Consider the following 12,826-nt stretch of genomic DNA (forward strand, 5'->3'; position numbering starts at 1 on the left):
CGCTAGCCGTGGTTGGCTGTCGGCGTGACGGACTACGTCGACGGGTACTGCGAACGTGTTGCGCCTGGCCTCTGGGGTGAGCCGCTCAACAGTCTCAGCAACCTCGCCTTCCTCGTCGCCGCCGTGCTCGTGTGGCGGCTGGCCAACGGGGACCGGACCGGGCGGGTGCTCGCCGGGCTGATCGGGCTCGTCTTCGTCGCGAGCACCGTTTTCCACCTGCTGGCGACGCGGTGGGCCGCCGTCGCGGATTCCGTGGCGATCCTCGGGTTCATGCTGTTCGCGCGCCGGTACTGGAGCCCACGACACGCGTGGCTAGCCGCGCCCGCGTTCCTCGCGCTGACCGTCGTCACGGCGTTGCTGGGCGGCGGGCTCTACCTGGGCGCTTTGATCGGCCTAGCCGCCTTCGCCGCCGTACTCGCCTTCGCCCGTGACGCCTACTGGACGCACTTCGCCGTGGCGGGCGCCGTTTTCGCGCTCTCGTTGAGCTTGCGCGCACTCGACCGGGACGTGTGCGGCTACGTCCCGGTCGGTACGCACTTCCTCTGGCACCTGCTCAACGGCGTGGTGCTCTACCTCGTCTCGCGGACGCTCGTGCTCAAGAACCGTCCTTAGTGGACACCGATCGGGCGCAGGTTCTTGTCGTGCTCGTCGGTGTGGTAGTCCTCGGGCTCCGTGTCGTCGGTGCCGTTGAAGACCTTCATCTGCCGGGCGATCACCGTGACGATCGCCGCGATCACCAGGTTGCCGATCAACGCCACGAACCCGACGTAGATCTGGACCGCCGAACCCGCGAACGGGTGCCAGCCGAGCAGCGACAGGTTGCCCAGTGACAGCGCCGAACCACCGAAGTGCTGCTTGCCGTTGGCCGGGTTGGGGATGCCGTACAGCATGATCAGACCCCAGCCGATGCCGACGACCCAGCCCGCGATCAGGCCCCAGCGGTGGAACCAGCGCGTGTACAGCGCGAGCGCCACGGCCGGCAGCGTCTGCAGGATCAGGACGCCGCCGATGAGCTGGAGGTCGATCGAGAACTGCGGGTCGATCAGGATGATCACGGCCACCGCGCCGAGCTTCACGACCAGCGAAGCCAGCTTCGCCTGCTTCGCCTCTTCCTGCGGTGTCGCGTTCTTGCGGATGTATTCCTTGTAGATGTTGCGCGTCCACAGGTTGGCCGCGGCGATCGACATGATCGCGGCCGGCACCAGTGCACCGATGCCGATCGCGGCGAACGCGATGCCGGCGAACCAGGACGAGAACTGGCTGTCGAACAGGACCGGGACGATCGTGTTGCCGTCCGCCTTGCCGGTGGCCGCGTTCGTCAGCGGCTTGACGCCGGCCGTGATCGCCACGTACCCGAGCAGCGCCAGCAGGCCGAGCACCAGCGAGTACGCCGGCAGCGCGACCATGTTCCGCTTGATCACGCTGCGGCCGCGCGAGGCCAGCACGCTGGTCAGCGAGTGCGGGTACAGGAACAGCGCGAGCGCCGAGCCCAGTGCCAGCGTCGCGTACTGCAGCTGGTTGTTGGCCGTGAGCAGGATCGACCCGGCCGGCTTGCCGGTGGTCGGGTTCGGCGTGCCGAGCTTCTTCGCCGCCGCGTCGAAGATGTGCGACCAGCCGCCCAGCTTCGAGGGCAGGTAGATGATCGCCACCAGGATCACGATGTAGATCAGGATGTCCTTGACGAACGCGATGAGCGCAGGCGCCCGCAGGCCGGACTGGTAGGTGTAGAAGGCCAGGATCACGAAGGCGACCAGCAGCGGCAGGTGCCCGACGACACCGGAGCCGTTGATGCCCATCGTCCGCAGCACGGCTTCGAGGCCGACCAGCTGCAGCGCGATGTACGGCATGGTCGCGACGATGCCGGTGATCGCGACCAGCAGCGCGAGGATCGGCGAGCCGAAGCGGCCGCGCACGAAGTCGGCCGGGGTGACGTAGCCGCGCACCCGCGAAACCGACCACATCCGCAACGCCGGGAGCAGCACGATCGGGTAGACGACGATCGTGTACGGCAGCGCGTAGAGGCCCAGTGCGCCGGCGCTGAACACCAGCGCGGGCACCGCGACGAACGTGTACGCCGTGTAGAGGTCACCGCCGAGCAGGAACCAGGTGACCCACGAGCCGAACTTGCGGCCGCCGAGGCCCCATTCGTCCAGGTGGTCCAGCGCGCCGCCCCGCTGCCAGCGGGACGCCATGAAGCCGAGCACGGTGACCAGGGCGAACAAGATCGTGAAGATGATCAGCTCGGGCCACTGCAGGTTGCTCATCGAGCGCCCCCCTCGTCCAGGTCCTCGACGCTCAGCTTGTCCGCGGCGTCAACGGTCGGCTTGTCCCGCGTCATCACGAAGACGATCAAGGTGCTCAGCACCCCGACGCCGACCATGAGGAACTGGAACCAGTAGAAGAACGGCATCCCGAACAACCGTGGACCGTCCATGTTGAACAATGGCGTGACCAGGACCAGCAGCGGGACGATCAGGAGCAGGTTCCACGGGCTGAACTGGAACCCGCGCACCTTTCCGTCGTGCTTCACAGTCGACATCGGACCTCACCTAACACTCCCGTAACCGACTGCCTGACCTTATGACCTCGGTGACGGCGCGTCACGTCTGTCCGATATCGATTTGATCGCCCCGGCCGCCGATGCCGACCAACGTCGGTTGCCCCACCATCGCGAGCCCTATATCAATAGCCCGACTCCGCACGCGCAAACCCAAAAGGGGCAACCGTATGACACGACTCCGCTACGCGGTGGTGATCCCGGCCATCGCCGGCACCCTGCTGGCCGGGTTCACGCCTGCGTTCGCAGGTCAGGAGGTCGCGGCCGGTAAGCAGCCGCTGAACTCCACGAACATCCCGGCGCAGTACGCGAACCAGAAGCTCGACTGGCACAAGTGCGCTGTCCCCTCCGAGCTGCCGACGGCCCCGCCCGCGGGTGCCGAGGACATGGAGTGCGCGACCTACAAGACCCCGCGCAACTGGTACCAGGCGAACGCCCAGATCGACCTGACCATCGCGGTCAGCCGCCTGAAGGCGACCAAGGACGCGACCGCCAGCGTCGTCACCAACCCCGGTGGCCCCGGCGCGCCCGGCCGCAACTTCCCGGCCCGCCTGCGCAACCAGCCGAAGCTGCGCGAGCATCAGGAGATCGTCGGGTTCGACCCGCGCGGCACCGGCAAGAGCACCAACATCACCTGCGGCGGCGCCATCGGGACCGGCGCGGACCTGGACCCGCGTGACCGCGACCGCGGCAACCTGAACCTGATCCTGCAGGCGACGAAGTACGCGGCACTGTCCTGCCAGCAGAAGTCCGGCGAGCTGGGCCCGCTGATCAACACCGACCAGACGGTCAAGGACATCGACCTGCTGCGCGTGCTGCTCGGCCGCGACAAGATCAACTGGGTCGGTTACTCCGCGGGCACCTGGATGGGCGCGCACTACGCGCAGGCCTACCCGACCCGCACCGGCCGGTTCGTGCTCGACTCGGCGACCGAGTTCACCACGACCTGGCAGAAGTCGTTCGACTGGCAGCCGCTCGGCTTCGAGCGCCGCTTCCGGTCCGACTTCCTCCCGTGGGTGGCGAAGTACGACAGCCTCTACCACTTCGGCACCACCGGTGAGGCGGCCCGCCAGACCTACGAGCAGGTCCGCTACGCCCTGACCCAGGGCGCGGTCACCCTGCCCGACGGTTCGACCGTCTCGGCCAACGGCCTGGACTCGTTCATCGCGTCGCAGATCTACTCCAAGCGTGCCTTCCCCGGCCTGGCCGACTACCTGGTCAGCGTCCGCACGCTGACCCAGGGCACCGCTTCGGCGCAGGCCAAGTCCTCGGCCGCGCAGAAGGTCAAGGCCGGCGACAAGAGCACCGTCACCTACGGCCCGCAGCCGCTGATGGTGCCGGCCGACGGCGACTCCTACGACGCCAGCTTCTGGACCATCCCGTGCAACGAGGGTCCGTGGACCGGCTCGCCCAACAGCGCCATCCGGGACTCGCAGAAGCTGATCGACCAGCAGCTGCCGCTCCTGGGTGCCGGCTGGTTCATCCAGCCGTGCCTGTTCTGGAAGAAGCCGCCGTCCCCGCTCCCGGTGCTGGACGGCAAGGGTGTCCCGCCGGTGCTGATCGTCGAGTCGGAGCACGACCCGGCGACGCCGATCGAGGGCGCGCGGCGCGCGCACAAGGCGTTCGCGGGTTCGCGGATGCTGACCATCACCGGCGAGGGTGACCACGGCATCTACGCCGGCGGCAACGCGGGTGTGGACAAGGTCGTGGAAGCCTACCTCGTCGACGGCGTGGTGCCGAACGACCAGAGCCTGCCCGGCATGCCACTTCCGGTGCCCGCGGGCGCCTGAGGGCACTAGATGTGGTGGGGCCCCGTCGAGCTTCGGCTCGGCGGGGCCTTTTCCACACCTGTGCACAGAGTTATCCACAGGCGGTGGACAACTCGGGTGGTATTAGAATGCCACCCATGGTGCGCGTACCGCTTACGGATGAAGAGCGCGAACGAGGCGAACGCCTCGGCCAGGCGCTGCGCGCGGCGCGAGCCGGCCGGAGCATGGTCGACGTCGCCGCGGAGGCGGGGATCTCGGTCGAGACGCTCCGGAAGATCGAGACCGGCCGTATCCCGACACCGGCGTTCTTCACGGTCGCGGCCATCGCCGACGCCGTCGGCCTGCCGCTGGAGGAGCTGCGCGCGGCCGTCACGCCCGCCGCGTCACCGCCACTTTCGCAGGCGAGCTGACCAGCGGAAATGCCCTGGCGCCTCACCGAAGACATCGACGGCTTCCTCGCCCGGACCGGCGACTTCCTGCGCTCGCGGCCCGCGCTGCACACCTCGCAGCTGACCCGGCTCGAGAAGCTGCGGACGCACGGGGAACCGGGCACGCTCTTCGGCTGGCTGGAGGACGGCGAGGTCAGCGCGATCTTCTACCGCCGTCCATCGCAACGCCTGGTCCTGACTTCGGTCGCACCCGAGCAGGCCGACGCCCTCGCCGCCGAACTGGCCGGCCGGTCGTTGTCCGGAGTGACCGCGGACGACGACTCCGCCACCGCTTTCGCCGAAGCGTGGCAGCGGCGCACCGACGCGGTGCCGGTGCCCGGCATGCGGGTCCGGCTCCACCGGCTGGGCACGCTCAGCCCGCCGGAGCCGATGCCCGAAGGCCGCGCCGTGGACGCGCGGGACCGCGCGGAGATCATCCGCTGGTGCAGCGAGTTCGCCACCGCAGTCGGGCAAGCGCCCATCACCGATGAGCGGTCTTGGGCCGCCTCGAACTTCGCCGACAAGCAGTTCACGTTCTGGGAGACCGACTCGCCCGTCGCCATGGCGGGCTCGACCCCGGTGCTGGCGGGCATGGTCCGGGTCGACCCCGTCTACACCCCGGCCCGTTCCCACGGCCGGGGTTACGCGGGCGCCGTGACGGCCGCCGTGAGCCGGGCCGCCCTGGCGGCGGGCGCGACGGACGTCGTCCTCTACAGCGATCCCGCCAACGTCACCGGCAACGCCCTGTACCGGCGCCTCGGCTTCGTCCCGATCGCCACTTTCCGCGGGTACGACTTCCGCTAGAGCGGCCGCAGCTGCTTGAGGATGTGCTCGCGGTCGTTGAGGAACACGCACCCGGGCACCGGCAGGTCGTAGCTGTTGAGCAGCTTCTCGAAGTCGGAGAACTCGTCGGCGGAGAAGCCGAAGCCGACCCGGAACGCGTGCGCGGCCAGCACGTCGGCCAGTTCCTCCCACTCGCCGGCCCACAGCAGCGTCCGGTAGTGCGTGTAGTCCTCCGGGGAGAGCCGGTTGCCGATCGTGGTCAGCACGCTGTCGGCGAAGAAGCTGATCCGGTTGCCCTTGAGGTCGGCGACCGTCGGGTTCGCCGGGTCCCGCGCGGTGTCGGGGTTGCGGACCACGCCCGGCCCGGCCACCGGGTAGGCGGTGTGCACGTGCCCGTTGTCCTCGACCAGCACGATCAGGTGGACGTTGAACCGCTCGCCGGCGCAGCGCCAGCGGCCGTTGCGCTGCTGCCGCCGGGCCTCGCTCGGATCGTTCGCGACGTCCTTGACCACGGAGATGATCTGCTCGTCGGTCCAGCCGGCCGGGAACTCGCTGGTCGCCCTGCGCCCGACGCCCGGTGCGTGCCCGCCGCCCACTCGCTGCTCCCTTCGTCGCACCGAGAGTAGGTCAAACGGCGGCGGCGAGCAGCACGATGCCGATGACCTGAAGGTCGAGACCGCGGAAGAGCTGGCGGACGAGGTTGGCCGGCATCGGGCCCATCGGGGTGTCGACGAACGCGGGATTCGCGTAGTCAACGGCGGTCCGGGTGACCGTGCGCAGGATCGAAAGCACCGACAGCGGCACGGCGAGCCACGCCATCGCGGCGAACGACGTCCCACCCGCGAGGGTGACCGCGAAGAGCGCTGCCGCCCAGAGCAGGCCGACGCCGGCGAGCACCACGCCGTGGGCCAGCACGAGGGCCCGGTCCGCCGAGCCCACCCACCGCCGGCGTCCCGGGTTGCGCCAGAGCTCGCCCAGCCCGCCGCCGAACGGCGTCAGCGCGACGTACCCGCCGATGCCGATCAGGACCGCGCCCGGCACCGTCGGCACCGCGATGTGCGCGACGACGACCGCCAGGCCGACCAGCAGCGCCGCGCCCGCGTACCGCGCCCGGCCGAGGGTGCCCGCCCAGGCCAGCCGCAGCGGCGTCGGGCGGCGCAGCGAAAGCCCGCCGGTCGGCGCGGACGGCGGGAGCAGCATCATCGGGTCGAGGAAGGTGACGGCGACCGAGCGCAGCACCCGGCCGTCCCACCCGGCGAGCAGCGCCGCCCGGCCCGCGCGCGACACCGGTTCGCCGCCGAAGGCGAGCGGCAGCGCGGCGGCCAGGACCCCGGCCGCGACGAACTGGACCGTGGCCGGGCCGAGGCCGAGCGCGGCGATCCCCAAGCCGAGGACCGCGAGCACCAGCGGACCCAGCGCGTCGAGACGCAGCGAAGTCCGCCGAGCCGAAGCGAAGGCCGCCACCCCGGTCGCGGCGACGATCGCGACCGCCGCCCGCCACTGCTCCAGCCCGGCGCCACCGACGGCGAGCAGCAGCGCGGCCAGGTAGCCGGTCACCGCGACCACCCCGGTCCACGCGCCGAGCAGCCGCAGCGTGACGACGCGGCCGCGGTCGACCGGCGCGAAGTCGAGCCAGGTCAGCTCGGCCGGTTCGACCCACGCGAAGCCGCGCCGCAGCAGGCCGCGCCAGCCCACCGCGCAGCAGAGCGTCAGCAGGCCGAGCACGGCCGGGAAGTCCACGAGGGACGACCCGTAGAGCGCCGGCCGCCAGCCGTCGACGTGGAAGAACGCGGTGAACAGGAACCCGAAGCCGAACAGGAAGACGAAGCCGGCGGTATCACCGCTGAAGATCCCGCCGAACCGCTTGCGACCCGGGATCCGCATCCGGCGTGGGGTCGTCTCCACCCTTGCCCCCACCACCGCCCTCAACCGAGGCGCCTTGCGCCGCTGTGTCATCAAAACAGTTCGAGCACGCTGTCCGCGGCTTCCAGCAGCGGCGGGTGGTGGGTGGCCACCACGACCGCCGCGCCGGCCGCCGTCGACCGGGCGATCACCTCGACCAGCCACTCCTTGCCCGCCGTGTCCAGCGCGCGTTCCGGCTCGTCCAGCAGGAGCACCCGGTGCGGCCGGGCGGTGACGCCGAGCAGCAGCAGGCGACGGCGCTGGCCCGCGGAAAAGTGCCCGGACGTCACGCGCACGCGTTCGCCGAGGCCCGCGTCGCGCAGCAGTTCCTCGTGGTCGCCGAGGTCGGCGCCGAACGAACCGGACAGCAGCTCGAGGTGCTGCAACGGCGTCAACTCGGCGAAGAAGTCGGAGTCGTCGAACAGCACCGACACCTTGCGCCGGAACTCGACGTCCCGCTCGTCCGGCAGCTTGCCGTCGATCAGCACACGGCCCCGCTGCGGCTTCTGCATGCCGTAGAAGCAGCGCATCAGGGTCGATTTGCCGGCGCCGTTGGGCCCGACGATCGCGGCGCACTCCCCGGGGTCGACGGAGAAGTCGAGGTCGTCGAACAGCCACAGCTCGCCGGCCCGGACGCCGAGCGCCTTCGCGTCGATCACCGGAGGTGCTCGAGGACCGGCGCGAACTCCGCCAGGAACGGTTCCAGGATGGTGAAGTAGCTGAAGCCGAACCGCTCCCGGTGCCCGCGGAGCTGGTCGGCGATCTGCGCGGGGGTGCCGATGAGGGCCACCGGCAGCTCGCCGGCCTCCTGGGCGGTCAACCGGCCGCCGGCGAGCTGCTCGACCTCGGCCAGGCCGGCCGCGCGGTCGTTCGTCACCTTCACGAACTGGCAGAGGAGGTTGAACTCCACCTCGGACTCGCGCTCGCCGAGCCTCGCCCGGACGAAGGCCACCCGCTCGTCGACCTCCTCGGGCGCGGCCGCGGCCAGTGGCGCGCCATCGGGCGTCTTGGTGGTGCCGGTGAAGCCGATGATGTCGGCGTGCTCGGCGGCCAGCGTCAAGACCCGGTCGCCGCGGCCGGCGAGCAGCAGCGGCGGCCCTTCGGGACGCGCGGGCGCGGGCTTGTGCTCGGGGTCGGCGTACGACCGCTTGAGCTCGGCGATCGTCCGCTCGAGGTGGTCGACGCGCTCGCGGGCGGGCGGGAACGGCATCCCGGCGGCCTCGAACTCCTCCTTGACGTACCCGGCGCCGAGCCCGAGCTCCAGCCGTCCGCCGGTGAACTGGTCAGTGCCCGTGACGTCCCGGGCGAGCAGCACCGGGTTGTAGAACGGCGTGTTGAGCACGAAGGTGTTCAGCTTGACGCGCGAAGTGACCTCGCCGGCCAGCACGAGCGCCGGGAACGGCGGCGCCATGCCCAGGTGGTCGGCCGCGGACAGGACGTCGTAGCCGAGGTCCTCGGCCTTGCGGCACTTTTCGACCCAGGCGGCGCGGCTGTCCGGCACGACCATGTTGACACCGAAGCGGAAATCCCCAGTCATGCCGACCAAGGTACTCAACGGAGCTTTTCGATCACCGGGGCGAGCCTGGTCAGGTCGTCTTCGAGCACCGTGAAGTAGCTGACGCCGAGGGTCTCCCGAGTCCGCAGCAGCTGCTCGGCCACCGCTTCCGCCGTGCCGGCGAGGACCGTGGCCAGCGTGCCGAGCTCCTCGACGCCGAGGTGCGGCACGAGCTGGTGCGCCGCCTCCAGGGCCGCCCGCCGGTCATCGGTGATCCGGACGAAGTGGACCATCAGGTTCAGCTCGGCGTCCCGGCCGTCCAGCACCCGCTTCACGAAGGCGGCGCGCTCGGCGAGTGCCGCGGAACCGGCCAGGGCGAGCCGTCCCTCGGCCGCGCCGGGCGCCGTGCCGGTGAGGGCGATGGTGTCGGCGTGCGCGGCGGCGAAGGTCAGCATCCGGTCGCCGCGGCCGCCGAGCAGCAGCGGCGGCCGCGGGCGGCCGGTGAACGCGCCCTCGATCTCGGTGACCACGTCGACGAGCCGCCGGAACCGACGGCCGGGGGTGCCCCAGTCCATCCCGGCGGCTTCGAACTCCGCGCGGACGTACCCGGCGCCGATCCCGATCTCCACCCGGCCGCCGGTGAACTCGTCGAGCCCGGTGAGGTCCCGCGCCAGCAGGACGGGGTTGTGGAAGCTCGCGTTGAGGACGTAGGTGCTCAGCCGGACCCGCTCGGTGGCTTCGGCCGCGAGGAGCAGGGCGGGCACCGGCGCGACCCGGCCGAGGTGGTCGACCACCCCGACGACGTCGTAGCCGAGGTCCTCGGCCTGGCGGCACTTCGCCACCCAATCGGCCCGTGAGCCGGGCACGTACAACGCCACCCCGAAGCGGAACGGTCTCATGGCCGCGAAGCTACATGCAGAAGGGGACGTCCCGAGGGACGTCCCCTTCTGCGGTCGGGAAAGCTCAGCGCAGGCGCTGGGCCAGCGCGTCGAGCTCGTCACGCAGCGAGGTCGGCACCTTGTCGCCGATCTTCGCGAACCACTCCTCGATCAGCGGCACCTCCTCGCGCCACTCCTCGGGCTTGACGTCCAGGGCGGCCTGGATGTCCTCGATCGGCTCGGTCAGGCCCTCGGTGTCGAGGTCCTCGGCCCGCGGCACGAAGCCGACCGGCGTCTCGACGGCGTTGCCCTTGCCCTCGACGCGCTCGACGACCCACTTGAGGATCCGCGAGTTCTCGCCGAAGCCCGGCCACAGGAAGCGGCCGTCGTCGCCGCGGCGGAACCAGTTGACGTAGAAGATCTTCGGCAGCTTGGTCGCGTCGGCGTTCTTGCCCAGGTTCAGCCAGTGCTTGAAGTAGTCACCGGCGTGGTAGCCGAGGAACGGCAGCATCGCCATCGGGTCGCGGCGCACGTTGCCGACCGCGCCGGCCGCCGCGGCGGTGGTTTCCGACGACATCGTGGCGCCCATGAACACGCCGTGCTGCCAGTCGCGGGCCTCGTTCACCAGCGGCACCGTGGTCTTGCGACGGCCCCCGAACAGGATCGCCGAGATCGGCACGCCCTTCGGGTCGTCCCACTCCGGCGCGAGGATCGGGCACTGCGACATCGGCGTGCAGTAGCGCGAGTTCGGGTGGGCGGCCTTCTCGTCGGAGTCCGGCGTCCAGTCCTGCTGCTTCCACGAGGTGGCGTGCGCGGGCTTGTTCTCCATGCCCTCCCACCAGATGTCGCCGTCGTCGGTCAGGGCGACGTTCGTGAAGACCGTGTTGCCCTTCTCGATCGTGCGCATGGCGTTCGGGTTGGTGTGCCAGTCGGTGCCCGGCGCGACGCCGAAGAAGCCGAACTCGGGGTTGACCGCGTACAGACGGCCGTCCTCGCCGAAGCGCATCCAGGCGATGTCGTCGCCCAGCGTCTCGGCGCGCCAGCCCGGGATCGTCGGCTGCAGCATGGCGAGGTTGGTCTTGCCGCAGGCGCTCGGGAACGCGGCCGCGACGTAGTGGACCTTGTCCTCGGGCGAGATCAGCTTGAGGATCAGCATGTGCTCGGCGAGCCAGCCCTCGTCACGGGCCATCACCGACGCGATGCGCAGCGAGTAGCACTTCTTGCCCAGCAGGGAGTTGCCGCCGTAACCCGAGCCGTAGCTCCAGATCGCGCGCTCCTCCGGGAAGTGCGAAATGTACTTCGTTTCGTTGCAGGGCCAGGAAACGTCCTTCTCGCCCGGTTCGAGCGGGTGGCCGACGGAGTGCAGCGCGGGCACGAATTCGCGCTCGCTGCCGTCCGGCGCGACGAACTTCTCGAGTGCCGCCTTGCCGGCGCGGGTCATCACGCGCATCGAAGCGACGACGTAGGCGAAATCCGTGATTTCGATACCCAGCTTGGGATTGTCGTCACCGAGCGGACCCATGCAGAACGGGATGACGTACATCGTGCGGCCGCGCATCGAGCCGCGGAACAGCTCGGTCATGGTGGCCTTCATCTCGGCCGGGTCCATCCAGTTGTTGGTCGGACCGGCGTCCTCGGGACGCTCCGAGCAGATGAAGGTCCGGTCTTCGACGCGGGCGACGTCGTCCGGGTCGGAAGTGGCCCAGAAGGAGTTCGGCTTCGACTTGAGCTGCACGAACGTGCCCGCCTCGACCAGCTCCTGGTTGATCCGGGCGGCTTCTTCGTCAGACCCGTCGACCCACACCACGCGGTCCGGGGTGGTCAGTTCGGCGACCTCCCGGACGAAGGACAGCACGCCGGTGTGCGTCGTCGGCGCGGTGTCCAGTCCGGGGATGGCGACTGCGGTCATCTCTACTCCTGACTTCCGACGACAAATGCGCCCGCACCGGAACGACGTTGTCCCGGTGCGGGCGTCATTGCCGGCGACCGAATGGCTTCGCACACCGGCTGGCGAACCGGTGTGTGCGATTTGGGATTCCCCGAGAGTAGCCGCATGACCGGCGAGTAACCGAGAGCTGACGTGTAGGTTCTCTCACAAGAACGATAAGGGAATCGATTCAGATGTCACTTGATCGGTGTATTCGCTGAAAATCTTCCGGTGGCTCGGGACACACCTGTGACCTGCTCGTTTTCATTGACGACATGAAGAAAGCCCGAGGCCGGAGCCTCGGGCTTTCAAACTATGACCTGGGTCACCTTCAGTTCGGCGAAATCCACTGCCCGGTGCCGGAGTCGATGCGCGCGACGCCCTCCAGCGTCTGCGTGCCGGCCTCGCCCCACGCGGCGTCGGCGGCCGGGTCGCCGTCGGTCCCGGCGTTCATCAGTCCACTGGAGACTTCGGTCCACTGGCCGGGGCCGGCGTGCTCGAACGTCGTGGTCGTGCCGTCGGACTCGGTCTGCACCGCGATGTCCGCTTCGCCGTCGCCGTCCTTGTCGGTGAAGGCGATGGTGCCGCCGCTCTTCGTCTCGACGATGGCGGTGTCGTTGTGCCCGTCGTGGTCGGTGTCGATGGTCGCGACCCCGGCGTCCACCTCGCCGTCCGGCAGGTCGGCGTGGATGTGGCCGCCGGAGCTGTCGTCCCGGCCGGTGCCGGAGTCGTCGTGGCCGCCGCCGGAGCCGTCGTGCACCCACTGGCCGCTGGCCTCGTCGTAGACGGCCTGCTCGACGACCTTCCCGTTCTCGTCCAGCACGGCGTAGTGGTCGGCCTCGCCGTCGTGGTTCGTGTCGATGAAGGCCTGGGCCGAGCCGTCGTCGTGCTCGATGATCGCGGTGTCGTTCACCCCGTCTTCGTTCACGTCGTAGTTGACCTCGGCCTGGTACTCCTGGCCGTCGACGTGGACGTTCATCGCGTCCGGGCTGCTCGCGTCGGTGTCGCTGCCGCCGCTCTCGTCGACCCACATGGGACTTCCCCCTTCGAACCGGGTAACACGCTCCGACCTGCTGTCTGAGGGTAT

At 69.9% G+C, this 12,826-nt stretch carries 13 protein-coding genes; 4 read left to right on the forward strand and 9 right to left on the reverse strand.

The genetic code is table 11. The features are described from left to right. Positions 1–24: 24 nt before the first annotated feature. A complete protein-coding gene (locus ACFVYA_RS18710) occupies positions 25–612 on the forward strand; it encodes a hypothetical protein (RefSeq protein WP_387046447.1) in 588 nt (195 codons plus the stop codon). Here ACFVYA_RS18710 and mctP read toward each other — a convergent pair. Together mctP and ACFVYA_RS18720 are read right to left on the reverse strand one after the other, a co-directional pair. Continuing rightward, complete coding sequence (gene mctP, locus ACFVYA_RS18715; protein WP_387046449.1) at positions 609–2,264, reverse strand: monocarboxylate uptake permease MctP; 1,656 nt, start codon at positions 2,262–2,264, stop codon at positions 609–611. The two genes, ACFVYA_RS18710 and mctP, sit on opposite strands and share 4 nt — an antisense overlap. Then, positions 2,261–2,539 carry a DUF3311 domain-containing protein gene (locus tag ACFVYA_RS18720; protein WP_387046451.1) on the reverse strand — a complete coding sequence of 93 codons (279 nt, stop codon included), beginning with the start codon at positions 2,537–2,539 and terminating at the stop codon, positions 2,261–2,263. The genes mctP and ACFVYA_RS18720 overlap by 4 nt, the downstream gene beginning before the upstream one ends. A gap of 188 nt (positions 2,540–2,727) precedes the next feature. Here ACFVYA_RS18720 and ACFVYA_RS18725 point away from each other — a divergent pair, with 188 nt between their 5' ends. The 3 genes from ACFVYA_RS18725 to ACFVYA_RS18735 all read left to right on the forward strand — a co-directional run bounded on the left by ACFVYA_RS18725 (position 2,728) and on the right by ACFVYA_RS18735 (position 5,558). Beyond that, positions 2,728–4,347, forward strand: coding sequence for an alpha/beta hydrolase (locus tag ACFVYA_RS18725; protein ID WP_285987396.1), 1,620 nt, complete (start codon positions 2,728–2,730; stop codon positions 4,345–4,347). A 116-nt stretch (positions 4,348–4,463) separates the two neighbouring features. Then, positions 4,464–4,736, forward strand: coding sequence for a helix-turn-helix domain-containing protein (locus ACFVYA_RS18730; RefSeq protein WP_043787181.1), 273 nt, complete (start codon positions 4,464–4,466; stop codon positions 4,734–4,736). Positions 4,737–4,745: 9 nt separating this feature from the next. After that, complete coding sequence (locus tag ACFVYA_RS18735; protein WP_387046452.1) at positions 4,746–5,558, forward strand: GNAT family N-acetyltransferase; 813 nt, start codon at positions 4,746–4,748, stop codon at positions 5,556–5,558. On the opposite strand, the gene ACFVYA_RS18740 is transcribed toward ACFVYA_RS18735, so the two are convergent. The 7 genes from ACFVYA_RS18740 to ACFVYA_RS18770 all read right to left on the reverse strand — a co-directional run bounded on the left by ACFVYA_RS18740 (position 5,555) and on the right by ACFVYA_RS18770 (position 12,772). Continuing rightward, positions 5,555–6,133 carry an EndoU domain-containing protein gene (locus ACFVYA_RS18740; RefSeq protein ID WP_387046454.1) on the reverse strand — a complete coding sequence of 193 codons (579 nt, stop codon included), beginning with the start codon at positions 6,131–6,133 and terminating at the stop codon, positions 5,555–5,557. The two genes, ACFVYA_RS18735 and ACFVYA_RS18740, sit on opposite strands and share 4 nt — an antisense overlap. 31 nt (positions 6,134–6,164) lie before the next feature. Further along, positions 6,165–7,421, reverse strand: a complete 1,257-nt coding sequence (locus ACFVYA_RS18745; protein ID WP_387046455.1) for a hypothetical protein — start codon at positions 7,419–7,421, stop codon at positions 6,165–6,167. 71 nt (positions 7,422–7,492) lie between these two features. Then, positions 7,493–8,098 carry an ATP-binding cassette domain-containing protein gene (locus ACFVYA_RS18750; protein ID WP_387046456.1) on the reverse strand — a complete coding sequence of 202 codons (606 nt, stop codon included), beginning with the start codon at positions 8,096–8,098 and terminating at the stop codon, positions 7,493–7,495. Beyond that, positions 8,095–8,976 carry an LLM class F420-dependent oxidoreductase gene (locus ACFVYA_RS18755; protein WP_387046458.1) on the reverse strand — a complete coding sequence of 294 codons (882 nt, stop codon included), beginning with the start codon at positions 8,974–8,976 and terminating at the stop codon, positions 8,095–8,097. Before ACFVYA_RS18755 ends, ACFVYA_RS18750 begins: the two co-directional genes overlap by 4 nt. A gap of 14 nt (positions 8,977–8,990) precedes the next feature. Beyond that, on the reverse strand, positions 8,991–9,833 hold the full coding sequence (locus ACFVYA_RS18760) for a TIGR03621 family F420-dependent LLM class oxidoreductase (protein ID WP_387046459.1): 843 nt from the start codon (positions 9,831–9,833) through the stop codon (positions 8,991–8,993). 64 nt (positions 9,834–9,897) lie between these two features. Continuing rightward, positions 9,898–11,721 carry a phosphoenolpyruvate carboxykinase (GTP) gene (locus ACFVYA_RS18765; protein ID WP_387046460.1) on the reverse strand — a complete coding sequence of 608 codons (1,824 nt, stop codon included), beginning with the start codon at positions 11,719–11,721 and terminating at the stop codon, positions 9,898–9,900. Between the two features lie 349 nt (positions 11,722–12,070). Then, entirely contained in the window at positions 12,071–12,772 is a 702-nt protein-coding gene (locus ACFVYA_RS18770) for a hypothetical protein (protein ID WP_285987404.1), read from the reverse strand. Positions 12,773–12,826 lie beyond the last annotated feature (54 nt).

The sequence above is a fragment of the Amycolatopsis sp. NPDC058278 genome (assembly GCF_042881395.1).
Classification (GTDB): domain Bacteria; phylum Actinomycetota; class Actinomycetes; order Mycobacteriales; family Pseudonocardiaceae; genus Amycolatopsis.